The sequence below is a fragment of the Pantoea wallisii genome, from assembly GCF_002095485.1.
GTDB classification, from domain to species: Bacteria; Pseudomonadota; Gammaproteobacteria; order Enterobacterales; family Enterobacteriaceae; genus Pantoea; species Pantoea wallisii.
This window is the reverse complement of sequence record NZ_MLFS01000015.1, coordinates 35,084-58,653: the sequence shown is the minus strand read 5'-3', so window position 1 is coordinate 58,653 and position 23,570 is coordinate 35,084. Positions and strand designations below refer to the sequence as shown.

Genomic DNA, 23,570 nt, shown 5'->3' with positions numbered 1-23,570 from the left:
CCGGCGGTCCCTCCTCTGCGGGGGCCGCCGCGCACTATCCTTACTGACCGCGACCGAGCGGCACAATCATCGGCGTATGCGCCACCGGATCCTCCACAATTACGCAGCGCAAACCGTACACCTGCTCAATCAGGGCCGGCGTGACAATCTCCGACGGCTTGCCTTCCGCAATGATTTTTCCGTGACGCATCGCAATCAGGTGTGAAGCGTAGCGACAGGCGTGATTGAGATCGTGCAGCACCACCACCAGCGTGCGTCCGTGCTGCTGATTCAACGTCTGCATTAACTCCAGCAGCTCAATCTGGTGGCTGATATCCAGCCATGTCGTGGGTTCATCCAGCAGCAGCAGCGGCGTTTGCTGGGCCAGTACCATCGCGATCCAGACACGCTGCCGCTGCCCGCCGGAGAGCGTATCCACCGACTGCCGGGCCAGATCGGCAACGCCGGTGGCCTGCATCGCCTGCTGTACAGCGGCTTCATCCTCTGTGCGCCAGCGCCCAAACAGCGACTGATGTGGATAGCGCCCGCGCGCCACCAGTTCCGACACGCTGATGCCCGCCGGTGCGTGAGAACTTTGCGGCAGCAGGCCCAGACGGCGTGCCACCTCTTTGGTGGGATAGCGGGCTATTGCCTCGCCATCCAGCAGGACGTCGCCTTTCAGCGGCGTATGCAGGCGGCTGAGCGTACGCAGGAGCGTCGATTTACCGCAGGCGTTCGGCCCGATAATCACCGTCAGCTCACCTTCCGGGATCGTCACGGAGAGATTCTCCGCCACCACTTTTTTGTCGTAGCCCAGCGTCAGGCCCGTGCCAGAGAGCCGTGAAGGAATATCGGTCATTGGCGTCGCGCCTCCCGCACCAGTAAGGCAATAAGATAGAGACCACCGAGGCTGACGGTAATCACGCCAACCGGTAATTGATAAGGCAGGAAGAGATGCTGCGCCGCATAGTCCGCAGCGGTCAGTAACAGCGCTCCGCACAGGGCCGCCAGCCACAGCGCGCCCTTCTCGCCACCGCCCAGCCGTCGGGCAATCTGCGGTGCCAGCAATGCCACAAAGGAGACAGGCCCCACCAGCGCAGTCGATGCCGCCGTCAGCAGCACGCCCAGCAGCATCAGCCATAGCCGGCTGCGCTCCACCGGGATGCCCAGCGCGCAGGAGGTGTCGTCACCCATCTCCAGCAGGCGCATGCGACGCGCCAGCAGCCCTGTCAGCAGCAGCGATGCCAACAGTACCGCTACCACCGGCGGCGTTTTCGCCCAGGTAATGCCGTTGAGCGAACCGGCGCTCCAGAGCCCGGCGCTGAGCGCAGACTCCAGCGACGCGCTGATAATCAGCCAGCTATTCAGCGCCATCAGCAGCGCACGCACGCTGATACCGACGATGATCAGGCGGAAGGTCTCTACGCCGTTGCGCCAGGCAAACGCATAGACCAGCGCAGCGGTGGCAATGCCGCCCAGCAGCGCGGCCCCGGTCATCGCCGTGATGCTTTGATTGAACAGCACCAGTGCCACCAGCACGCCGCTGTAGGCGCCGGTATTAAAGCCAAGAATATCGGGGCTGCCGAGCGGATTACGCAGCAGCGACTGGAAAATGGCGCCGCTCACGCCGAGCGCCGCGCCAATCAGCAGTGCCATCAGCAGGCGCGGCAGCCGCCACTGCACGACGATCAGCTGGATATTGGCCGCGCCCTGGCCGCGCAGCGCCTGCCATATCTGTTCTCCACCGATCGGTAAGGCACCGCGCGTCAGCGCCAGCCATGCCAGCAGCGCGCACGCCAGCACCAGCCAGCAGCCATGAAGCCAGGCACGCCGCGTCATAGCGCACCTCGCCCGAGCTTACGGCGCACCAGCACAATCAACATCGGCGCGCCCAGAATCGCGGTAACGATAGACACGCGTAGCTCGCCTGCCACCATCACACGCCCCAGAATATCTGCCGCCAGCAGCAGGATCGGCGTAATCAGCGCCGTAGCCGGCAGCAGCCAGCGGTGATCGTTACCCACCAGCCAGCGCGCCAGGTGCGGCGTCATCAGGCCAATAAAGGCGATGGGTCCGACGGCTGCGGTGGCCGCACCGCTGAGCAGGGCAATCGCCAGCAGTCCCAGCAGTTGCGTGCGGATAACGCGCGTGCCCAGCGCAGCCGCCATATCGCCGCCCATGCTCAGGCTGTTCAGCGCCTGCGCCAGGCTGATAGCGACCGCGCCGCCGACCAGCACCGCCGGGAACAGCGTGCGCAGCGCCGCAAAATCGCGGATATCCAGCGAGCCGCTTTGCCAGAAGCGCAGGTGATCGTAGATGTCCGGATTGAGCAGCGATAAGCCCGAGGTGAGTCCTTCCAGCACGGCGGCCAGCGCCACGCCGGCCAGCGTTAAGCGCACCGGGTTAACGCGCCCGCCGCCCATCGCGCCGATTATCGTCATCAGCAGCGAGGCCAGCAGCGCGCCGCTAAAGGCCAGCGCCAGCCACGCCAGTGGAGTATCCGCACCAAACAGTGCTATACCGAGCACAATGGCGAAACCGGCCCCGGCGTTCACGCCAAGAATGCCCGGCTCCGCCAGCGGATTACGCGTCAGGCTCTGCATCAGGCGCCGGCCAGCCCCAGCGCAACGCCGGCCAGTAAACCAGCCAGCGTGCGCGGCAGGCGCGCGTCACGCACAATAATGCACTCCGCGCGGGTGCAATCGGCGGTGAGAGAGTGATAAACATCGGAAAGCGGTATGGATTTCGCCCCCAGCATCAGGCTGAGTGCGATGAGGAGCAAGAGCAGAATCCCTGAGCCTGCTAATGCACGAATCTGGCGCATAGCGTTCTAAACCTTCACTGTTCAGCGTCATTGCTGACGCAGCGTAATTTGATAATGATATTTGTTATCGTTATTACTCGCGTTTGCCTATGTTACCATGACTCGCCTCGCGGACGATGAGGAAAATTGGTGCAAAAAGGCGAACAAATGAACAAATCCTCCCATTTTATTGATCTCTCGCTGCTGAAAACGCACGCTGCGTTTCGCGCCGTGTTTATCGCACGCTTCATTTCGATTGTTGCGCTCGGCATGCTGGCCGTTGCCGTGCCGGTGCAGATTCAGCAGATGACGCACTCACCGCTGCTGGTGGGCCTGGCGGTTACGCTATCCGCCTCCGGCATGTTTATCGGCCTGCTGTTTGGCGGCGTGCTGGCGGATCGCTATGAGCGTAAAAAGCTCATCCTCTTTGCCCGCTCCACCTGCGGTCTTGGCTTCGTCGCGCTGGCGGTTAACGCCGCGCTACCGGCGCCCTCACTGACGGCCGTCTATCTGCTGGGCTTTTGGGATGGATTCTTCGGCGCAATCGGTGTTACCGCACTGCTGGCGGCCACACCCGCGCTGGTAGGCCGCGAAAATCTTATGCAGGCCGGTGCGATAACCATGCTGACGGTACGTTTTGGCTCGATCCTTTCGCCAGCGATTGCTGGTGTGATTATCGCCCATGGCGGCGTGGTGTGGAATTACGGCCTGGCGGCATTCGGTACGCTACTGACCGTGCTGACCTTACTGAAACTGCCCCTGCTGGCGCCGCCGCCGCAGCCGCGCGAACATCCGCTGAAATCGCTGGCGGCGGGCGTGCAGTTCCTGTTCGCCAGCCCGATTGTTGGCATGGTGGCGTTGATTGGCGCGCTGGTGACGCTGGCAAGCGCCGTGCGGGTACTCTATCCGGCGCTGGCGCCACACTGGTCGGTCACTGCTGACCAGCTGGGCATGATGTACGCTGCGGTACCGCTCGGTGCGGCCATCGGGGCTCTCACCAGCGGCAGACTCAAGCACGCTGCGCGTCCGGGTCAGCTGATACTTGGCAGCGCCATTGCCGCCTTTCTCGCGCTTGGCCTGTTCAGCCTGATGCCCAGCCTGCCGCTGGGGCTGCTCTGTCTGGTGGCGTTTGGCTACTTCAGCGCTATCAACAGTTTGATTCAGTACGCCATGATCCAGCAGCTGACGCCCGATCACCTGCTGGGGAGGATTAATGGCTTATGGACGGCGCAGAACGTCACCGGCGATGCTATCGGTGCCGCGCTGCTGGGCGCGATGGGATCGTGGCTGCTGCCACCGCAGGCCGCGGCCGTGTTTGGCTTTACGGCAGCGCTGCTGGGCATGCTGATGTGGCTGGTGATGCGGCGCCTGCGCAGTTATCAAACGCCGGCACCGACGCCGGCGCAGCAGCATCATGATTTAACAAAGAGCTTTTCCAGACGCGCCAGCAGATTGCTGGCGCTGTAGTAATCGAGGCGGAAGGTGTCAATGCCCAGCGCGTAGACCTGATGGTTGGTTACCGCGGCATGATGCGCCAGGAAAGGATTGCTCAGCACCGATTGCGCGGTTTTATCATCGCCGGCAAACAGCAGGAACGTTTTGCCGGTCAGGTTCGTCGCAAGGTTCTCACCTGAGAGCTGAATGATGTCCTTGCGCTGGCCCATACTGTGGCCCTGCTGCGCGTCCGCCGGCGGCAGCGCCAGCGTAAAGCCCAGCTGCTGCAGCAGCTTGCCCTGTGCCGACGCGCCGGTCCAGACATTCACCGCGCGCCCGTCGCCGTTCCAGACCATCGCCGAAACCGGCTGCGGCGGCAGCGTAATGGCTTTTTTCAGCGCGGCTTCACGCGCATCGAACGCCTGGACGCGCTGTGCGGCCTGCGCTTCATGGCCGGTCGCGCGGCCAAGCTCAGCCACCACCTCCTGCCAGCTTTTGTCGTCATAGTTGATCACCAGCGTGGGGGCGATGGCCGAAAGCTGGCTCACCAGTTTAATGGCGGAGTCGTTGCCGGTAGCACTCACGATAATCAGGTCCGGCGCTTCCGCCGCAATGGCTTCGGCGCTGGGCTCGCCAATATAAAGGCGCTTCAGATGGCGCTGCTGTGCCACCTCACTCCACTGGCGGAAAAAGCCCTGACCATCCGCAAGGTGGCTGTTGGGTGCGGTTGCGCCTGAGGCAACAACGGGCGCATCAATAGCCAGCAGCGAGCCGGTCAGCGTCACGCTGGTGGAGACAATGCGCTGTGGCGGCTGTTGCAGCGTCACCGCCCCGTTTGCCCCCTGCACGGTCCGTGGCCAGCCCTGTTCGGCACGCGCCACGCTGGTGAAAGTCTGGAAAATGAACAGCAGAGCAACCATGCCCCATAAACCGCATTTATTCATAAGTTTTGGTCCACCTTTTAGCTTAAAGCCTGGCCTGGCGTCACGCGTTTATTACGCGCAAACGCATGCAAAATCCCGCGAATGGATTGACTCTGAAATCCATTCGACGTAGGTTACAGGGCCATAATAAAAATGATAATCATTCTTAATAATCTTATCATTTATAGGTGAAAATTATGGTGGAAACCTCCACGTTTGAAAATGCCTGGCTGAAGGATTTTTCCGCGCTGTGCCGCGGCTTTCTGTTTACCTCGCCATGGCGCAGCCTGGTTACACAAGGGTGCTATACCACGATCGCTACGCCGGTTCAGGATGCGGCCCTGCTGCAGGGTGATTTTCAACAGCAGCTGCGCCAGCACTTTGCGGCGGCAAAGAAACAGGGCATTGCGAACCCGATTCTGGTTGGCGCCATCCCGTTTGATGTCAGCCAGCCTGCCGCGCTGTTCATTCCGGAATCTCATCGCACCTTTAACCGTGCCGATCTGCAGAGCGCGCTGCCCTCTTCGCTCAGCGAACTGCCGCAGGTACGCCGCCGTACCGCCGTGCCGGATCACGCTGTTTTCACCCGCATGGTGGCGGATGCGGTTGCCACGATTCAAGGCGGTGACCCCGATAAAGTGGTGCTGTCGCGCCTGATGGATATTGTGACGGAGCACCCTGTCGATACCGCTGCGCTGATACAGCGCGTGATTGCGCAAAACCCCAATAGCTACCACTTCCATGTGCCGCTGGCCGAAGGCGGCGCGCTGGTCGGCGCCAGTCCGGAGCTGATGCTGCGTAAACAGGGGCGCGATTTTAGCTCCTGCCCGCTGGCCGGATCGGCTCGGCGTCATCCGGATAGTGCCAGCGAGGATCGCGCTGCGGGTAACACGCTGATGCACTCCGGCAAAGATCGCCACGAACACCAGCTGGTGACCGATGCCATGCGCGCCACGCTGCAGCCGCGCAGCCGTTTGCTGTCGGTGCCAACGGTGCCCTCACTGATCACCACCGCCACCTTATGGCACCTTGCCACGCAGATTGACGGTGAAGTGCAGGATGAGCGTGAAAATGCCCTGTCGCTGGCCTGTCTGCTACACCCTACGCCGGCGCTGAGCGGGTTTCCGCACGCGCGCGCTCAGCAGCTGATTCAGCAGCTGGAGCCGTTCGATCGCCAGCTGTTTGGCGGTATCGTCGGCTGGTGCGACAGCGAAGGCAACGGTGAATGGGTCGTGACCATCCGCTGCGGTACGGTGCATGGCGCACGCGTACGCCTGTTTGCCGGCGCGGGCATTGTCGCCGATTCTCAACCTGAATCAGAATGGCGTGAAACCGGCGTGAAACTGGACACGATGTTGCGCGCTTTTGGACTGCAATAAAGGAACAAGCATGAGCATTCCCTATACCCGCTGGCCGGACGATTTAGCGGCGCGTTACCGTGCTAAAGGCTACTGGCTTGATGTGCCGATGACGGACATTCTCGATCGCCACCGCCACAATGACGCGATCGCCGTTATCGAAGGCGATGTGCAGCTGAGCTATCGCCAGCTGGCGCAGCGCAGTGACAATCTTGCTGCCGCGCTGCAGCGCCGTGGCCTGCAAAACGGCGATACCGCGCTGGTACAGCTTGGTAATGTGGCTGATTTTTATGTCACGGTATTTGCTATGTTTAAGCTCGGTGTGGCCCCGGTATATGCGCTGTTCAGCCATCAGCGCACCGAGCTGCTGGCCTATGCGCAGCAGATCGCGCCCAGGCTGCTGATCGCCGATCGTCAGCATGCCCTGTTTGCCACAGATGACTTCATCAATACCCTGTGTGCCGCGCAGCCCTCGCTGCAGCAGGTGATTCTGCGTAATGACCACCAGCCGGAAAACACCCTGGAAGCGCTGCAGGCGGAAGCCGCAGGGGATTTCCAGCCGACGCCAACCGCCGGCGACGAAGTGGCCTTTTTCCAGCTATCCGGTGGCAGCACCGGCACGCCAAAGCTGATTCCGCGCACGCACAACGATTACTACTACAGCATCCGCGCCAGCGATGAGATCTGCCTGATTAATGCTGATACGCGTTATCTCATCGCCCTGCCCGCGCCCCATAACTTTGCCATGAGCTCACCCGGTTCGCTTGGCGTGTTCTATGCCGGCGGCCAGGTGATTCTGGCGGCCGACCCGAGCGCCACGCTGTGCTTCCCGCTGATTGAGAAACATCAGGTGACCGATACCGGCCTGGTGCCGCCGGCGGTCAGCCTGTGGCTGCAGGCTATTCAGGAGTGGGGCAGCAACCGGCAGCTGGCCTCGCTGCAGCGCATTCAGGTGGGTGGCGCGAAGCTGGGAGAGACCCTGGCTGCAAGAATTCAGACTGAGATTGGCTGTCAGTTACAGCAGGTGTTCGGTATGGCCGAAGGTTTGGTCAACTACACCCGCTTCGGTGATGACGAACACACCGTGCTTACCACGCAGGGGCGGCCGATTTCTGAGGATGATGAAGTGTGGGTGGCGGATGAACAGGGACAGCCGCTGCCGCCGGGATCGGTGGGTCGCCTGATGACGCGCGGCCCCTATACCTTCCGCGGCTACTACAACAGCCCGGAGCATAACGCAGCCAGTTTTAACGCCGACGGTTTCTACTGTTCAGGCGATTTGATCGAGATGAATGCGCAGGGCTATATCACCGTGCAGGGCCGCGAGAAGGATCAGATCAACCGCGGGGGTGAGAAGATCGCCGCTGAAGAGATCGAAAACCTGCTGCTGCGCCATCCCGATGTGATCCATGCTGCGCTGGTCTCAATGCATGACGAGCTGATGGGGGAGAAGAGCTGCGCCTTTATCGTTGCCCGTCAGCCGGTAAAACCGGTTGCGCTGCGCCGCCATTTGCGTGAACTGGGCATCGCCGAGTTCAAATTACCAGACCGTATTACCTGCGTAGACGCCCTGCCGCTGACCCCGGTGGGCAAGGTAGATAAAAAACGTTTACGTCAACAGCTTGCCGATCAACAAGCGCAAGCCTGATTTTCCGGAGATTGTAATGGCTATTCCAAAACTGAACGCTTATGCACTGCCTGAAGCAGCCGAGTTGCCGGCCAATAAAGTGCAGTGGACCGTTGAGCCCCAGCGTGCGGCGCTGCTGATTCACGATATGCAGGCCTATTTCCTGAACTTCTGGGGTGAAAATAGCCCGCTGGTGAACCAGGTGGTGGAGAACATCGCGCGCCTGCGTGCCTGGTGTAAAGCTCAGGGGATCCCGGTGTTTTATACCGCCCAGCCGAACCAGCAGAGTGATGAAGATCGTGCGCTGCTTAATGATATGTGGGGCCCGGGCCTGAACAAGCATCCGGAGCAGCAGAAGATCGTGGCGGCGCTGGCGCCGGATCAGGACGATCAGGTACTGACCAAATGGCGCTACAGCGCGTTTGTCCGTTCGCCGCTGGAAGCGACGCTGCAGGAGATGGGACGCGACCAGCTAATCATTACCGGCGTCTATGCGCACATCGGCTGTCTGACCACGGCAACCGATGCTTTTATGCGTAATATCCAGCCGTTCATGGTGGCCGATGCGCTGGCCGACTTCTCACGCGAAGAGCACATGATGGCGCTGACTTACACCGCCGGACGCAGCGGTAAAGTGGTAATGACCGCCGACTTAATGCCGCTGCCGCTCAGCAAAGATGAGCTGCGTGCGCTGATTCTGCCGCTGCTGGAAGATGACGACGTACCGGAAGATGATGAGAACCTGATCGATTACGGCCTTGATTCGGTGCGCGTGATGGCGCTGGCCGCGCGCTGGCGCCAGGTGCACCGCGACATTGATTTTGTCAGCCTGGCGAAGAACCCCAGCATTGATGGCTGGTGGGCGCTGCTGTCTCGGGTGCCGGCCAAATGAGTGCCTCCTTCGATTTTAGCGGCAAGATTGTCTGGGTCACCGGCGCAGGTAAAGGCATCGGCTATCACACAGCCCTGGCCTTTCAGCAGGCCGGCGCGCAGGTCGTAGGCTTCGATCTGCGTTTCGATCAGGCTGACTATCCGTTTGCCACGCAGTTGCTGGATGTGGCTGATGCCGGCGCGGTAAAAAGCCTGTGCCGGCGCCTGCTCTCAGAGCAGCCGCGTCTGGATGTGCTGGTGAACGGTGCCGGTATTCTGCGCATCGGCAGCACCGATGAACTGACCTTTGCTGACTGGCAGGCGTGTCTGGCGGTCAATGCCGGCGGCGCGTTCAATATGTTCCAGCAGACGCTGCCCGTGTTCCGCCAGCAGCGCGCCGGCGCGATTGTGACTATCGCCTCTAACGCCGCACACGCACCGCGTCTGGGAATGTCGGCATATGGTGCCTCAAAAGCCGCCCTGCGCAGCCTGTGTCAGACTGTTGGACTGGAGATGGCGCCATATGGCGTGCGCTGTAATATTGTTTCGCCGGGTTCTACGGATACCGATATGCAGCGCAGCCTGTGGCACACGCCTGAAGCCGAGCAGGAGATGATCAATGGCTTCCCGGATCAGTACAAGCTGGGGATCCCGCTGCGCAAGATCGCGAAGCCGCAGGAGATCGTGAACAACGTTCTGTTCCTTGCCTCGGATCTTGCCAGCCATGTGGTGCTGCAGGATATCGTGGTGGATGGTGGCGCAACGCTGGGAGCCTGAAGCATGGCAATCTGGAAACGGTCAGTTGATCTTGAGACGCTCAACAGGATGGGCGATAACTCACTGGTCGCTCACGTTGGCATTGTCTTCACCGCGATCGGTGAGGATTATCTGGAAGCCACCATGCCGGTGGATGCACGTACCCAACAACCCTTCGGATTGCTGCACGGCGGCGCATCGGTGGTGCTGGCTGAGTCGATGGGATCGATCGCGGGTTACCTCAGTGTTGATGAAGGCAAAAGCGTGGTCGGCATTGAGGTGAGCGCCAGCCATCATCGCGCGGTAAGCAGCGGCGAAGTGCGCGGTATCTGCCGTCCCTTGCATTTGGGGGCCCGCAATCAAAGCTGGGAGATTGAGATCCGTAACGGGCGCGATCAGTTGTGCTGTACGTCGAGGCTGACGGTGGCGGTGCTGGGGTAGTTTTACTGACGTGTTTTGTTGCAGATGGAGGTCGCATGCATGGCGACCTTAGGGCTGGATGTGCATTTATGTGCCGCTGTCAGAGATTAACCCAGGGTGCGCACTCATGCGCACCCTCAACGGCTCAGATAAACGACATTAGCGCTGATAAATGATTTCGACGCCTTCGTCGTCCTCATCATCCCAGTCTTCATCCCAGTCATCGTCCTCTTCGGCTTCCTGCGCGGTTTCCAGGGCTTCACGGTGATAGTCATCCCACATGAAGGCCACTTTCTCCGGCTCTTTCGCTTCTTCTTCGGCTTCTTTCGGGTTCTCGATGATAAAGGTCATCACGTCCCAGCAGAGATCTTTCACGCCATCATGGCTGGCCGCAGAGATCAGATAGTACTTCTCTTCCCAGCCCAACGCTTCTACCACCGCTTTGGCGCGACGTTCCGCCTCTTCACGGTCCAGCAGATCACATTTGTTAAACACCAGCCAGCGCGGCTTGCGGAACAGCTTCTCACTGTATTTCTCCAGCTCACCCAGAATGATGCGGGCGTTCTCAACCGGATCAGACTCATCGATAGGCGCAAGGTCAATCAGGTGCAGCAGTACGCGGCAGCGCTCAAGGTGCTTCAGGAAGCGAATACCCAGACCGGCGCCATCTGCTGCGCCCTCAATCAGGCCCGGGATATCCGCCACCACAAAGCTCTTCTCGCTGTCCATACGGACCACGCCAAGGCTCGGCACTAAGGTGGTGAACGGATAATCCGCCACTTTTGGCTTCGCCGCAGAGACCGAACGGATAAAGGTCGATTTGCCGGCATTTGGCAGGCCAAGCATCCCCACATCCGCCAGCAGCATCAGCTCCAGCTGCAGGTCACGTTTCTCACCCGGCGTACCCATGGTTTTCTGACGCGGCGTACGGTTAACAGACGATTTAAAACGCGTGTTGCCCAGGCCATGCCAGCCGCCTTTTGCCACCATCAGCTTCTGCTCGTGGCGCGTCATATCGCCCAGCGTTTCGCCCGTGCCCTGGTCAATTACACGGGTGCCCACTGGCACTTTAATCGTTACGTCTTTCCCACGCTTGCCGGTGCAATCACGGCTCTGGCCGTTCTGGCCACGCTCGGCGCGGAAAGCTTTCTCAAAGCGATAATCGATCAGGGTGTTAAGGTTTTCATCCGCCAGCAGATAGACGTCACCGCCGTCGCCACCGTCGCCACCGTCCGGGCCACCTTTCGGAATATATTTTTCACGGCGGAAGCTTACGCAACCATTACCGCCATCACCCGCGACCACAAGGATCGTCGCTTCATCAACAAACTTCATTTTTAATCTCCGTCACACTGTCGTTTGCGCCAGCCTGCAGGCGGCAAACGGGTCCGCCAGGGTCTTCTGCGCTGACCGGCGGCGGATAATACAGGATTGGCAATGCCATATGTACATTAATTGTACAGCAAACAGTGCCGCAAGATCAGAACGTGTTCCGTAACCTGCGGCAGAATGTAAAAAGCCCCGCAAAGCTGCGGGGCCTTCCATTCGTGTATTCAGACGGTTAACGTCTGCGGCACGACAACCTTACTCAGCAACGATGCTGATGTATTTACGGTTGTTCGGACCTTTAACTTCGAATTTAACTTTGCCGTCTGCGGTAGCAAACAGGGTGTGGTCACGACCACAGCCTACGTTGTTACCGGCGTGGAATTTGGTACCACGCTGACGAACGATGATGCTACCTGCCAGAACAGATTCACCACCGAAACGCTTAACACCCAGACGTTTTGCGTTGGAGTCGCGACCGTTACGAGTCGAGCCACCAGCCTTTTTATGTGCCATTTGTCAGATCTCCTCTTACGCGCTGATCACAGTGATTTTCACATCAGTGAACCACTGACGGTGACCAGCTTGCTTACGGTAGTGTTTACGACGACGAAACTTAACGATTTTAATTTTCTCGCCACGACCGTGAGCAACAACTTCTGCTTTGATCACACCGCCTGAAACCAGTGGCGCGCCGATTTTCACGTCTTCGCCATTTGCAATCATCAGAACCTGGTCAAACTCGATGGTTTCACCGGTTGCGATGTCCAGCTTTTCCAGGCGAACGGTCTGACCTTCGCTTACTCGGTGTTGTTTACCACCACTTTGGAAAACCGCGTACATATAAAACTCCGCTTCTGCGCATGCCTTTCTGTTCATCAGGCGGCGCGATAAATATTCACAATAGGGCGCGAATTCTACGCAAATCCCCGGTAGAAAACAAGTGCACTTTGCACTCCTTTGCAGAAAAAAAGCGCAGAGCGAATGCAAACGTTTCTCAACCCAATTTTTCAAGTACAATCAGTAACAGATTACCTGAACTCACGCTGGGTAAAAGCGCTTACCATGCAAAAAACGAGTCAAAGCTGAACAGACGAATGAACTTAGAACAGATAAACGAATTAACCGCGCAGGACATGGCGGCCGTCAACCAGACCATCCTCGACCAGCTGAATTCAGATGTCTCACTGATTAACCAGCTGGGCTACTACATCATCAGCGGCGGGGGCAAACGTATCCGGCCAATGATCGCGGTGCTGTCAGCACGTGCGCTCAATTATCAGGGGTCGCTGCACGTTACCAATGCGGCGCTGATCGAATTTATCCATACGGCGACGCTGCTGCACGATGATGTGGTGGATGAATCCGATATGCGCCGTGGTAAAGCCACCGCTAACGCGGCGTTCGGCAATGCTGCCAGCGTGCTGGTGGGCGATTTTATCTACACTCGCGCCTTCCAGATGATGACCAGTATGGGATCGTTAAAGATCCTTGCGCTGATGTCGGAAGCGGTAAACGTGATCGCCGAGGGTGAAGTACTTCAACTGATGAACGTGAACGATCCGGACATCACCGAAGAGAGCTACATGCGGGTGATTTACAGCAAAACAGCCCGCCTGTTTGAAGCCGCATCGCAGGCGTCTGCAATCCTCGCTGAAGCCTCGCCTGAACAGGAAAAAGCGCTGCAGGATTACGGTCGCTACCTCGGCACGGCTTTCCAGTTAATTGATGATTTACTGGATTACAGTGCCGATGGCGAAACGCTGGGAAAAAACACCGGTGATGATCTCAGCGAGGGTAAACCGACCCTGCCGCTGCTGCATGCCATGCATAACGGCACGCCAGAGCAGGCGCAGATGATTCGTCAGGCCATTGAAGAGGGCAATGGACGTCATCTGCTGGAGCCGGTACTGGCTGCGATGCAGCAAACCGGTTCACTGGCCTGGACGCGTCAGCGTGCTGAAGAGGAGGCAGATAAAGCGATCGCGGCGCTACAGGCCCTGCCTGAAACCCCCTGGCGCAGTGCGCTGGAAGCGCTGGCACATATGTCAGTGCAGCGCGACTTCTGATCTCACACGGGGCCTGCGGGCCCCGTTCGCTTTCCCCTCCCCCCCACTTGCTTACATCCGTTTGCAGCTTTTTTGCGAAAAGCGACGCAGTTTCGTGCGCTGGTAAAACAATTACTGGAAACTTATGGAAATTATTTGCTATAAAAATCCGGATTTTTCCAGTTGTCTCTGCGCCGCCCTGGCGCTGACACAACAGCGAGGCAGTAATAACACGGACACGGAGAAGAGAGTTATGTATGCAAGGAGAGAGGATTGGCACCCGGCGGATATCATTGCCGCCCTGCGCAAACGTGGGACATCCATGGCTGCGCTATCGCGCCAATCGGGTTTAAGTTCATCGACCTTAGCGAACGCGCTGAGCCGTCCCTGGCCGAAAGGAGAGTGGCTGATCGCCAATGCACTCAATGTGCACCCTTCCGAGATCTGGCCCAGCCGCTATTTTGATCCTGTCACCTCACGGCTGCTGGATCGTAAGAAGCGCATTCGATCGCCGCAGGATCTGAAAAAGATCAAAGCGCGTCGCTAAGATGAAAAAAAACCAGCCACGTTATCGTGTCTGGTTTTCTGCCTGCACAAGCCGCCAGATTATTCGCCGCTTACGCGTTCGATATTGGCGCCCAGCGCTTTCAGCTTATCTTCGATGTGCTCGTAACCACGATCGATATGGTAGATGCGATCCACCACCGTGGTACCTTCCGCAATGCAACCCGCCAGCACCAGACTCGCTGATGCGCGCAGATCGGTCGCCATCACCTGCGCACCCGACAGCGTTTCTACGCCGTGGCAGATGGCCGTGTTGCTTTCGATCTCCGCGTGCGCGCCCATACGGATCAGCTCCGGAATGTGCATGAAGCGGTTTTCGAAAATGGTCTCGGTAATCACACCGGTCCCTTCTGCAACCAGGTTAAGCAGGGTGAACTGGGCCTGCATATCGGTCGGGAAACCCGGGTGCGGCGCTGTACGCACGTTAACAGCTTTAGGCCGCTTACCGTGCATATCCAGGCTGACCCAATCCTCGCCCACTTCAATCTCTGCACCGGCGTCACGCAGCTTCGCCAGTACTGCATCCAGCGTATCCGGCTGAGCATTGCGGCACACCACTTTACCACGTGAAATCGCACCGGCGACCAGGAATGTACCGGTTTCAATGCGGTCCGGTAGCACGCGGTAAACACCGCCGCCCAGGCGCTCAACGCCTTCAATGGTGATTTTGTCAGTACCGGCACCGCTGATTTTCGCGCCCAGCGTGTTGAGGAAGTTTGCCGTATCGACAATCTCTGGCTCGCGCGCGGCGTTTTCAATGATGGTTGTGCCGGTAGCGAGCGTCGCGGCGCTCATGATGGTCACGGTCGCGCCAACGCTGACTTTATCCATCACGATGTGCGCGCCCTTCAGACGGCCCTTCACGGAAGCTTTAACGTAGCCCTCTTCCAGCTTGATCTCCGCACCCAGCTGCTCAAGACCGGTGATGTGCAGATCAACCGGACGTGCACCGATGGCGCAGCCGCCCGGCAGCGACACCTGGCCCTGGCCAAAACGTGCCACCAGCGGGCCCAGCGCCCAAATTGATGCACGCATGGTTTTCACCAGGTCGTACGGCGCGCTGAAAACATTAACTTCGCGAGCATCAACGTGAACCGCACCATTACGCTCAACGCGTGCGCCCAGCAGGCTCAGCAGCTTCATGGTGGTATCGATATCACGCAGCTTCGGCACGTTCTGAATCTCTACCGGCTCTTCAGCCAGCAGGGCAGCAAACAGAATCGGCAGCGCAGCATTTTTCGCCCCGGAAATGGTCACTTCACCACTTAAACGGGTGGGGCCTTGCACACGAAATTTGTCCATTAACACGGCTCTCAATAATCAATCAATAAAACAGCCAGTGCGGCACTCAGAAACCGTTGAGTTTACGGTCGCGCGCCCACTCGGCTGGGGTATAGGTCTTGATGGAAACCGCATGAATACGGTTATCCGCAATGTATTCCATCAGCGGCGCGTACACAGCCTGCTGCTTCTTCACGCGGCTCAGTTCGCCAAACATGTCGCCAACCGCGATAACCTGGAAATGGCTGCCGTCGTTGCTGAGTACGTGTACTTCTTCTAATGGCAGCGCCTGCATCAGCACGGCCTGAACTTCACTATTTTCCATTGCTCATTGCTTCACTTGATAATAATAAGAGGGGTATCTTAGAGGAAAGCGCCAGACTCTTAAATACGCAAAAGCCCCTGAAAAAATCAGGGGCTTAGCAGAGCCAGCGGGCAATCAGGCGATTTTTTCCGCAGAAACAATAATCTGCTGCAGATTGTATAGCGTGATCAGCGACTGGAGCTTATCGGTAATACCGGTGAAAAGCGGCGTGCTGCCCTGGGCGCGTGCAATTTCGCGCAGATGCACCAGCAGCGCCAGCCCGGCAGAATCCACCCTCTCCAGCGCCGCAACATCGATGGTCGTGATACCGGCCATCGCCGTATCACGATCCTGCCACAGCGCCAGCAGCGTGTCCCGATCCAGCTTACCGCTCAAAGCCAGCGTGCTGGCCGTGCGCTGCCAGCGTAAAGGTTCGCTCATTATTGCTGCTTATCCAGGGTAATCGGCTGTGCGGCGTAGGTTTTCAGCTGCGCGGTGAGGCCATCAATGCCTTTGGTACGCAGCAGATCGCTCCACTCATTCTGCTTGGTGGTAATCATGCTGATCCCTTCAGCCACCATGTCATACGCCTGCCAGTTACCGGTCTGGCTGTTTTTACGCCACTGGAAATCCAGGCGCACCGGCGGACGACCATTCGGGTCAAGGATGGTGACACGGATGGCGACAATATTGGCATCGCCAATCGGTTTCTCTGGCTGAATCTGATACGTCTGGCCATGGTAGAGCGCCAGCGCCTGGCCATATGCCTGGGCCAGATAATCACCAAATGCGGCAAAGTAAGCGTCACGCTGTGCAGGCGTGGCTTCACGGTAGTAACGGCCCAGCACCAGCGCACCGGCGTATTTAATCTGCACATAGGGCAGCAGCTCTTCACGTACGATCTGGCGCAGGTAGTTCGGGTCCTGCTTGATCTTCGGCTGTTCGTTCTTCAGACGCGTAAAGGTTTTTTCCGCCGCTTCATTCATCATCTTGTACGGGTTGCTCTGGTCCGTACCGGCTGCATTCGCCGCCACGGGCGCAATGGCCAGCAGGGCAATCATCAGAAAACGTTTAAACATCGTGTTCATCCTCTCTGGGTTATTCCGTTGTGGCAGGTGCTGCAGGTGCAGGCGCGCTCTCCGCCCCCGCTGATTTATTCTCGTCTTTATTATCGCCGCTCTTGTAGAGGAATTGACCGATAAGATCCTCCAGCACCAGCGCAGATTTGGTATCACGCAGTGTACCGCCATCTTTCAGCATCGCAGAGCCGAGATCGGGATCGTCAAAGCCTAAATTGAGCGCAAGGAACTGCTCGCCCAGCAATCCCTGGGTGCGAATGGCCAGCGAGCTGGTATCCGGGATCTTGTCGGCATATTGATCGCTAATCGCCATGGTTACGCGCGGCGACAGTGATTTGTCATCCAGCGAAATGTCCGTTACGCGTCCAATTACTACGCCGCCAATCTTCACCGGTGAACTGATTTTCAGGCCACCAATGTTATCGAAGGTCGCGTAGAGCTTCCATGTCGGCTCGGTTCCGAGCGATTTGAGATCGGCGACGCGCAGGCTGAGGAACAGCAGCGCCACCAGCGCGGCCAGCATAAATACGCCAACCCAGATTTCGTTTTTCTTGCTTTGCATTGCATCAATTCCCAAACATCAGTGCTGTCAGCACAAAATCCAATCCGAGTACCGCCAGTGAAGCATGTACTACGGTACGCGTCGTTGCCCGACTGATCCCTTCCGAGGTCGGAATAGCATCATAGCCATTGAACAGCGCAATCCAGGTTACCGTGACGGCAAAGACCGCGCTTTTGATAATGCAGTTGAGCACGTCAGTACGGAAATCGACCGCACTCTGCATGGCTGACCAGAAGAAGCCGGGATCGATACCCTTCCAGCCAACGCCCACCAGCGCCCCACCGGCAATACCCACTGCGGTGAAGATAAGCGCCAGCAGCGGCATGCTGATAAAACCGGCCCAGAAGCGTGGTGATACCACGCGACGCAGCGGATCCACCGCCATCATCTCCATGCTGGAGAGCTGCTCGGTGGCTTTCATCAGGCCGATCTCCGCCGTTAACGCTGACCCGGCACGCCCGGCAAACAGCAGCGCAGTGACCACCGGCCCCAGCTCACGTAACAGTGAAAGTGCCACCAGCATGCCAAGGCTGGTTTCCGCGCTGTAGGTGGTCAGCACCAGATAGCCCTGCAGGCCCAGCACCATCCCGATAAACAGCCCGGACACCACGATGATCAACAGCGACAGCACCCCAACGCTGTATAGCTGCTTCACCAGCAGTGGCGTATGCTTACGAAACGCGGGCTTACCCACCAGCGCATGAAACAGCATCAGGCCCGCACGGCCAAACGACGCACATGTGTTAATTCCCTGACGGCCAAATGCCGCCAGTGCCTGTAGCAACATCAGTTTAGGTTCTCCCTGCGCGGGTCAAATCGTCGAGGTAATCCCCGGCGGCGAAACGGAACGGTACCGGACCATCCGCATGACCCTCAATAAACTGGCGCACGCGCGGATCGGGATTCTCCCGCAGCTGCGGCGCACTGCCCTGAGCAATTATCTTTTGCCCGGCAACAATATAGGCATGATCGGCAATGCTCAATACCTCAGGCACATCGTGCGAAACCACAATGCAGGTGACGCCTAAGGAGTGATTGAGTTCATCGATCAGCTTGACCAACACCCCCATGGTGATTGGATCCTGGCCCACAAAGGGTTCATCAAACATAATCAGCTCTGGCTCAAGGGCAATCGCCCGCGCCAGCGCAGCACGCCGCGCCATGCCTCCAGAGAGCTCAGCGGGCATCAGCTTAGCTGCGCCACGCAGACCTACCGCTTCCAGCTTCATCATCACCGTGCTGTGCAGCAGCTCCGGCGGCAAGCGGGTATGCTCCCGCAGCGGCCAGGCGACATTTTCATAGACGTTCAGATCGGTAAACAGCGCGCCTGACTGGAACAGCATGCTCATCTTTTTGCGCACTTCATACAATTTACGGCGCGACAGCGTCGGGATGTTCTGATCGCGGAACCAGATCTCGCCCTTATCCGGCTGCAGCTGGCCGCCAATCAGGCGCAGCAGCGTGGTTTTACCAATGCCGGACGGCCCCATGATGGCGGTGACTTTGCCCGCCGGGACCGTCAGGGAGATATCGTCGAAGATGGTGCGATCGCCGCGTGTAAAACTGACGCCACGAACCTCAACCAGATTCGTTTGCTGCTGGATCATCATTACCTCGTTATGCGGACCGGGCATTATTAACGTCGTGGATGGTAGCCTGGTAAACCCCAATGCACGATAGTTTTACAGAAACTTACCCGTCCGGTGTGGCGAAAACGGCCTTAAAATTTACTTTTGCCTCTCAGACAGTCAAAATCAGCGGCTGTTTCCGCGCGCGCAACGTTTTTCCCTGTCGGACAAGGTTTGCCGGCACCGTTATCCATCAAGGATTTTTCATGTTCGTAGCCACTGCCCTGCTGTTTATCGGATTGATTTTACTGGCTTACGGCGCCGATCGTCTGGTATTCAGCGCCGCGATCCTGTGTCGATCCTTCGGCATACCGCCGCTGATCATCGGAATGACAGTGGTGAGTATCGGCACATCGTTACCCGAACTGATTGTCTCTTTTTCTGCGGCGCAGCATGGGCAGATGGATTTGGCCGTAGGCACCGCGCTGGGATCAAACATTACCAACATCCTGCTGATTCTTGGCTGCGCAGCGTTATTGCACCCCTTAACCGTACACTCCAGACTGATTCGGCGCGAACTCCCGTTAATGCTGCTGGTCTCACTGCTGAGCGGCATTGTGCTGTTTGACAACTTTCTCAGCCGGCTGGATGGCGTCGCGCTGTTATTGCTCGCCGCGGGCTACGTGGTGGCAGTGATCCATATTGCCCGCCGCGCCGAGCGCGACAATAACGACACCTTAACCCGTGAGCAACTGGCCGAACTGCCGCGCGATGAAACCGGCAATACGGTGGCGTTTCTGTGGCTGGCGGTCGCGCTGATTATTCTGCCTATGTCGACACATATGGTGATCGACAACGCGACAGTGTTTGCGGACTACTTCGGCGTGAGCGAGCTGGTGATGGGCCTGACGCTGATCGCGGTGGGCACCAGCCTGCCCGAGCTGGCCACCGTGCTGGCGGGCGCACTGAAGGGCGAAGACGATATCGCCATCGGCAATCTGATCGGTGCTAACATTTTTAACCTGGCGATCGTGCTCGGCCTGCCTGCACTGATTCATCCTGGCGAAATAGATACGCACGTCTTTGCCCGTGACTACTGGATTATGCTGGGCGTGAGCGTGCTCTTTGCCCTGCTCTGCCTGCTGCGCAAACGGCGCATTGGCCGCGTAGCGGGCACATTGTTATTAGGTGGATTTATTGTGTGGGTGCTGTGGCTTTGGCTCGGCCCTGCGCTTATCGCAAGCTATTAAGGACGGACTGACCATGCTACAGCAGCAAGCGGATTTCGACTTTCAACAGGCAGGAAAAGCGGTACTGCGCATCGAGCGTGAAGGGCTGGAGCAGCTCGACCAGTATATTAATGCCGACTTCAACCGCGCCTGCGAAATGATTTTTGCCTGCCGCGGCAAAGTGGTGGTGATGGGCATGGGAAAATCCGGCCACATCGGCAAGAAGATGGCCGCAACCTTTGCCAGTACCGGCACGCCGGCGTTTTTTGTGCATCCTGGCGAAGCCAGCCACGGCGATCTCGGCATGGTCAGCACCAATGATGTGGTGATTGCGATCTCTAACAGCGGTGAATCCAGTGAAATTCTCGCCCTGATTCCGGTACTTAAGCGCCAGAAAGTGCAGCTGATCTGCCTGACCAGCCGCCCGGAGAGCGCCATGGGCCGGGCGGCCGATGTGCATCTGTGCGTGAAGGTCCCGCAGGAAGCCTGCCCGCTTGGTCTGGCACCGACCACCAGCACCACCGCCACGTTAGTGATGGGCGATGCGCTCGCCGTGGCGCTGCTGGAAGCGCGCGGTTTTACGCAGGAAGATTTTGCGCTGTCGCATCCTGGCGGCGCGCTGGGCCGCAAACTGCTGCTGCACGTCAGCGACATCATGCACAGCGGTGATGAGATTCCGCACGTAACGCGTGAAGCCTCGCTGCGCGATGCGCTGCTGGAGATCACCCGCAAAAATCTTGGCCTGACGGTGATTGTGGATGATCTGATGAAAATTGAAGGCATCTTTACGGACGGGGATTTGCGTCGTGTCTTTGACATGGGCGTCGATTTCCAGGCGGCGAGCATTCAGGATGTCATGACGCGCGGCGGCATTCGCGTCCGGCCAAATATGCTGGCGGTAGACGCCCTTAATCTGATGCAAAACAAAAACATTACCGCGCTGCTGGTGGCCGATGACGATCGCCTGCTCGGTGTGGTACATATGCATGACATGCTGCGCGCTGGCGTGGTCTGAACGGGAAAACATAATGAGTGCTGAATCCACCCTGGTCGAAACCTGCTACGGTCCGGTCAGTGCGGCTGTGATGGCTCGCGCCGCGAAAATCCGTCTGCTGATTTGCGACGTTGATGGCGTGATGTCTGATGGCCTGATCTACATGGGCAACAGCGGTGAAGAGCTGAAAGCCTTTAACGTGCGCGATGGGTATGGCGTACGTTGCCTGCTGACCTCCGACATCGAAGTGGCTATCATTACAGGCCGGCGCGCGAAACTGCTGGAAGATCGCTGTAAGACGCTCGGCATTACGCATCTTTACCAGGGACAATCGGATAAGCTTTTGGCCTGGCGCGAACTCCTGGATAAACTGTCACTGTCTGCCGAACAGGTCGCCTATATCGGCGACGACCTGATCGACTGGCCGGTAATGGCTGAGGCTGGCCTGAGCGTCGCGGTGGCGGATGCACATCCGGTGTTACTGCCGCGCGCGCACTATGTCACGCGCATCGCGGGCGGGCGCGGCGCAGTTCGCGAACTGTGCGACCTGATTTTAATGGCGCAGAATAAATTTGAGGATGCCAAAGGGCAATCGGTATGAGTAAAAGCAGGCGTTGGATAACGCTGATTCTGGCCCTGATCGCGCTGGTATTGATCGGCTGGAATCTGACCAATCAGGATGACAGCAAAACGCCGGTGGCGACCAACGAGCAGGAGCCCACGTACACCAGCGCCAACTCAAACTCCGTGGTGTATAACCCCACCGGTGCGCTGGCCTATAAGCTGATTTCCGATAAGGTGACCTATTTTTCGGCCGATGAAGTGAGTTGGTTCGATAACCCGATCATGACCACCTTTGACGAAAACAAAGTGCCGACATGGTCAGTACGTGCCGATAAAGCAAAGCTGACGAAAGATCGTATGCTTTATCTTTACGGCCACGTAGAAGTACGCACTTTGACACAGGATTCTCAGCTTGAACGCATTATCACCGATAATGCTCAGGTAAATCTGGTCACCCAGGATGTGACGTCTGACGATCAGGTCACCCTTTTTGGCCGCAGTTTTAACTCCACCGGCATGAAGATGCGCGGCAACTTACGGACAAAAAATGCCGAGTTGCTTGAAAAGGTCAAAACTTCCTATGAAATTCAAAATGAACAAAAGCAGCCTTAAGTTATTGCTGGTGAGTGCCCTGCTGGCGACCAGCCTGCCTGCGCTGGCGTTAACCGGCGACTCGGATAAGCCGGTTAACATTGATTCGGTTAACCAGGCGCTGGATCTGCAGGGCAATGTGGCGACCTTTACCGGCAATGTCATCGTGACGCAGGGCACCATTAAAATCACCGCGGATAAAGTGGTGGTAACGCGTCCGGGCGGCGACAGCAACAAAACCATCGTTGATGCTTATGGCAATCCGGCTACCTTCTACCAGATGCAGGACAACGGCAAGCCGGTTAAGGGCCACGCCGCCAAACTGCATTACGAACTGGCCAACGATTTTGTAGAGTTGACCGGTAACGCGTTTATCGAACAGCAGGACAGCAATATCACTGGCGATCGCATCACTTATCTGGTGAAAGAGCAGAAAATGCAGGCCTACAGTCAGGGCCAGAGCAAGCGCGTGACCACCGTGCTGGTGCCGTCACAGCTGCAGGATAAAAACGGTTCCTCTGCGAGCCCAAAAAAGAGTAACTGATAGCCATGGCCACATTAATCGCTGAAAACCTGGCGAAAGCCTACAAAGGCCGCCGCGTGGTAGAAGATGTTAGCCTGCAGGTGAAGTCCGGCGAAATTGTCGGGCTGCTGGGGCCAAACGGTGCCGGCAAAACCACTACCTTCTACATGGTGGTGGGTATTGTGCCGCGTGATGCCGGCCGTATCGTTATTGACGAAGAGGATATCAGCATCCTGCCGCTGCATGCGCGCGCGCGTCGCGGCATCGGTTATCTGCCGCAGGAGGCATCGATTTTCCGTCGTCTGAGCGTCTATGACAACCTGATGGCGGTTCTGCAGATACGTGACGATTTGACGGAAGAGCAGCGTCAGGATCGCGCTAATGAGCTGATGGAAGAGTTCCACATTGAGCATCTGCGTGACAGCATGGGGCAGGCGCTGTCGGGCGGTGAACGCCGTCGCGTTGAGATCGCCCGTGCGCTGGCCGCGAATCCAAAGTTTATCCTGCTGGATGAACCCTTTGCCGGCGTCGACCCAATCTCCGTTATCGACATTAAAAAGATCATTGAGCACCTGCGTGACAGTGGTCTCGGCGTACTGATTACTGACCACAACGTGCGCGAAACGCTGGCGGTATGTGAACGTGCCTATATCGTAAGCCAGGGCAACCTTATTGCCCACGGTACGCCGGATGAAATTCTTGCAGATGAGCAGGTTAAGCGGGTTTATTTGGGCGAAGAGTTCAGACTCTGATAAGGTGTCGTTATA

General features: G+C 58.0%; 27 protein-coding genes and 1 pseudogene. 14 read left to right on the top strand and 14 right to left on the bottom strand.

Annotation, left to right across the window (positions count from 1 at the left end):
* Positions 1-40: 40 nt before the first annotated feature.
* The 3 genes and pseudogenes from HA48_RS07770 to fepD form a co-directional block, all read right to left on the bottom strand.
* Entirely contained in the window at positions 41-838 is a 798-nt protein-coding gene (locus tag HA48_RS07770; protein WP_128600506.1) for an ATP-binding cassette domain-containing protein, read from the bottom strand.
* Positions 835-1,818, bottom strand: coding sequence for an iron-enterobactin ABC transporter permease (gene fepG / locus HA48_RS07765; RefSeq protein ID WP_128600505.1), 984 nt, complete (start codon positions 1,816-1,818; stop codon positions 835-837). The genes HA48_RS07770 and fepG overlap by 4 nt, the downstream gene beginning before the upstream one ends.
* A pseudogene (gene fepD, locus HA48_RS07760) lies at positions 1,815-2,737 on the bottom strand (Fe(3+)-siderophore ABC transporter permease). Before fepD ends, fepG begins: the two are co-directional and overlap by 4 nt.
* A 213-nt stretch (positions 2,738-2,950) precedes the next feature.
* On the opposite strand from fepD, the gene entS reads away from it, so the two are divergent.
* Positions 2,951-4,249 (top strand): enterobactin transporter EntS, encoded by a 1,299-nt coding sequence (entS, locus tag HA48_RS07755; protein WP_128600504.1) that lies wholly within the window; start codon positions 2,951-2,953, stop codon positions 4,247-4,249.
* Here entS and fepB read toward each other — a convergent pair.
* Positions 4,195-5,160 carry a Fe2+-enterobactin ABC transporter substrate-binding protein gene (fepB, locus tag HA48_RS07750; RefSeq protein ID WP_128600503.1) on the bottom strand — a complete coding sequence of 322 codons (966 nt, stop codon included), beginning with the start codon at positions 5,158-5,160 and terminating at the stop codon, positions 4,195-4,197. The two genes, entS and fepB, sit on opposite strands and share 55 nt — an antisense overlap.
* A 176-nt stretch (positions 5,161-5,336) precedes the next feature.
* Here fepB and HA48_RS07745 point away from each other — a divergent pair, with 176 nt between their 5' ends.
* The 5 genes from HA48_RS07745 to HA48_RS07725 are packed head-to-tail and all read left to right on the top strand — an operon-like array spanning position 5,337 to position 10,191.
* Complete coding sequence (locus HA48_RS07745; protein WP_128600502.1) at positions 5,337-6,518, top strand: isochorismate synthase; 1,182 nt, start codon at positions 5,337-5,339, stop codon at positions 6,516-6,518.
* A 10-nt stretch (positions 6,519-6,528) separates the two neighbouring features.
* Entirely contained in the window at positions 6,529-8,145 is a 1,617-nt protein-coding gene (locus HA48_RS07740) for a (2,3-dihydroxybenzoyl)adenylate synthase (RefSeq protein ID WP_128600501.1), read from the top strand.
* 16 nt (positions 8,146-8,161) lie between these two features.
* Positions 8,162-9,016: an isochorismatase family protein gene (locus tag HA48_RS07735; protein ID WP_128600500.1), complete on the top strand. Its 855-nt coding sequence runs from the start codon at positions 8,162-8,164 to the stop codon at positions 9,014-9,016.
* Positions 9,013-9,771 (top strand): 2,3-dihydro-2,3-dihydroxybenzoate dehydrogenase, encoded by a 759-nt coding sequence (dhbA, locus tag HA48_RS07730; RefSeq protein WP_128600499.1) that lies wholly within the window; start codon positions 9,013-9,015, stop codon positions 9,769-9,771. Before HA48_RS07735 ends, dhbA begins: the two co-directional genes overlap by 4 nt.
* A 3-nt stretch (positions 9,772-9,774) precedes the next feature.
* A complete protein-coding gene (locus HA48_RS07725) occupies positions 9,775-10,191 on the top strand; it encodes a hotdog fold thioesterase (protein WP_128600498.1) in 417 nt (138 codons plus the stop codon).
* 138 nt (positions 10,192-10,329) lie between these two features.
* Here the strand turns inward: HA48_RS07725 and cgtA are convergent, their stop codons facing one another.
* The 3 genes from cgtA to rplU all read right to left on the bottom strand — a co-directional run bounded on the left by cgtA (position 10,330) and on the right by rplU (position 12,339).
* A complete protein-coding gene (cgtA, locus tag HA48_RS07720) occupies positions 10,330-11,505 on the bottom strand; it encodes an Obg family GTPase CgtA (RefSeq protein ID WP_128600497.1) in 1,176 nt (391 codons plus the stop codon).
* Between the two features lie 249 nt (positions 11,506-11,754).
* Entirely contained in the window at positions 11,755-12,012 is a 258-nt protein-coding gene (gene rpmA, locus HA48_RS07715) for a 50S ribosomal protein L27 (protein ID WP_006121751.1), read from the bottom strand.
* 15 nt (positions 12,013-12,027) lie between these two features.
* Positions 12,028-12,339, bottom strand: a complete 312-nt coding sequence (gene rplU, locus HA48_RS07710; protein ID WP_021507728.1) for a 50S ribosomal protein L21 — start codon at positions 12,337-12,339, stop codon at positions 12,028-12,030.
* A 254-nt stretch (positions 12,340-12,593) separates the two neighbouring features.
* On the opposite strand from rplU, the gene ispB reads away from it, so the two are divergent.
* Complete coding sequence (gene ispB, locus HA48_RS07705; protein ID WP_128600496.1) at positions 12,594-13,565, top strand: octaprenyl diphosphate synthase; 972 nt, start codon at positions 12,594-12,596, stop codon at positions 13,563-13,565.
* Between the two features lie 232 nt (positions 13,566-13,797).
* Positions 13,798-14,091 (top strand): helix-turn-helix domain-containing protein, encoded by a 294-nt coding sequence (locus HA48_RS07700; RefSeq protein WP_128600495.1) that lies wholly within the window; start codon positions 13,798-13,800, stop codon positions 14,089-14,091.
* Between the two features lie 59 nt (positions 14,092-14,150).
* Here HA48_RS07700 and murA read toward each other — a convergent pair whose 3' ends face one another.
* The 7 genes from murA to mlaF form a co-directional block, all read right to left on the bottom strand.
* Positions 14,151-15,410: a UDP-N-acetylglucosamine 1-carboxyvinyltransferase gene (murA, locus tag HA48_RS07695; protein WP_128600494.1), complete on the bottom strand. Its 1,260-nt coding sequence runs from the start codon at positions 15,408-15,410 to the stop codon at positions 14,151-14,153.
* Between the two features lie 46 nt (positions 15,411-15,456).
* A complete protein-coding gene (ibaG, locus tag HA48_RS07690; RefSeq protein WP_128600493.1) occupies positions 15,457-15,714 on the bottom strand; it encodes a BolA family iron metabolism protein IbaG in 258 nt (85 codons plus the stop codon).
* 114 nt (positions 15,715-15,828) lie between these two features.
* On the bottom strand, positions 15,829-16,134 hold the full coding sequence (gene mlaB, locus HA48_RS07685; protein ID WP_128600492.1) for a lipid asymmetry maintenance protein MlaB: 306 nt from the start codon (positions 16,132-16,134) through the stop codon (positions 15,829-15,831).
* The gene (gene mlaC / locus HA48_RS07680) at positions 16,134-16,772 is read right to left on the bottom strand and encodes a phospholipid-binding protein MlaC (protein WP_128600491.1); all 639 of its coding nucleotides are present in this window, start codon (positions 16,770-16,772) and stop codon (positions 16,134-16,136) included. Before mlaC ends, mlaB begins: the two co-directional genes overlap by 1 nt.
* A gap of 19 nt (positions 16,773-16,791) precedes the next feature.
* A complete protein-coding gene (mlaD, locus tag HA48_RS07675) occupies positions 16,792-17,334 on the bottom strand; it encodes an outer membrane lipid asymmetry maintenance protein MlaD (RefSeq protein ID WP_128600490.1) in 543 nt (180 codons plus the stop codon).
* Positions 17,335-17,338: 4 nt separating this feature from the next.
* A complete protein-coding gene (gene mlaE, locus HA48_RS07670; RefSeq protein WP_128600489.1) occupies positions 17,339-18,121 on the bottom strand; it encodes a lipid asymmetry maintenance ABC transporter permease subunit MlaE in 783 nt (260 codons plus the stop codon).
* A 4-nt stretch (positions 18,122-18,125) separates the two neighbouring features.
* Complete coding sequence (gene mlaF, locus HA48_RS07665) at positions 18,126-18,941, bottom strand: phospholipid ABC transporter ATP-binding protein MlaF (RefSeq protein WP_128600488.1); 816 nt, start codon at positions 18,939-18,941, stop codon at positions 18,126-18,128.
* A gap of 227 nt (positions 18,942-19,168) precedes the next feature.
* On the opposite strand from mlaF, the gene HA48_RS07660 reads away from it, so the two are divergent.
* From HA48_RS07660 to lptB, 6 genes are read left to right on the top strand one after another with little or no spacing between them, the layout of a single operon-like run.
* Positions 19,169-20,152 carry a calcium/sodium antiporter gene (locus HA48_RS07660; RefSeq protein ID WP_128600487.1) on the top strand — a complete coding sequence of 328 codons (984 nt, stop codon included), beginning with the start codon at positions 19,169-19,171 and terminating at the stop codon, positions 20,150-20,152.
* A gap of 13 nt (positions 20,153-20,165) precedes the next feature.
* Positions 20,166-21,146 (top strand): arabinose-5-phosphate isomerase KdsD, encoded by a 981-nt coding sequence (gene kdsD / locus HA48_RS07655; protein ID WP_128600486.1) that lies wholly within the window; start codon positions 20,166-20,168, stop codon positions 21,144-21,146.
* A gap of 13 nt (positions 21,147-21,159) precedes the next feature.
* Positions 21,160-21,726 (top strand): 3-deoxy-manno-octulosonate-8-phosphatase KdsC, encoded by a 567-nt coding sequence (gene kdsC, locus HA48_RS07650; protein WP_128600485.1) that lies wholly within the window; start codon positions 21,160-21,162, stop codon positions 21,724-21,726.
* Positions 21,723-22,301: an LPS export ABC transporter periplasmic protein LptC gene (lptC, locus tag HA48_RS07645; RefSeq protein ID WP_128600484.1), complete on the top strand. Its 579-nt coding sequence runs from the start codon at positions 21,723-21,725 to the stop codon at positions 22,299-22,301. The genes kdsC and lptC overlap by 4 nt, the downstream gene beginning before the upstream one ends.
* Positions 22,270-22,824 (top strand): lipopolysaccharide ABC transporter substrate-binding protein LptA, encoded by a 555-nt coding sequence (gene lptA, locus HA48_RS07640; RefSeq protein ID WP_128600483.1) that lies wholly within the window; start codon positions 22,270-22,272, stop codon positions 22,822-22,824. The genes lptC and lptA overlap by 32 nt, the downstream gene beginning before the upstream one ends.
* Before the next feature lie 5 nt (positions 22,825-22,829).
* Positions 22,830-23,555, top strand: a complete 726-nt coding sequence (lptB, locus tag HA48_RS07635) for an LPS export ABC transporter ATP-binding protein (protein ID WP_128600482.1) — start codon at positions 22,830-22,832, stop codon at positions 23,553-23,555.
* Positions 23,556-23,570: the final 15 nt, after the last annotated feature.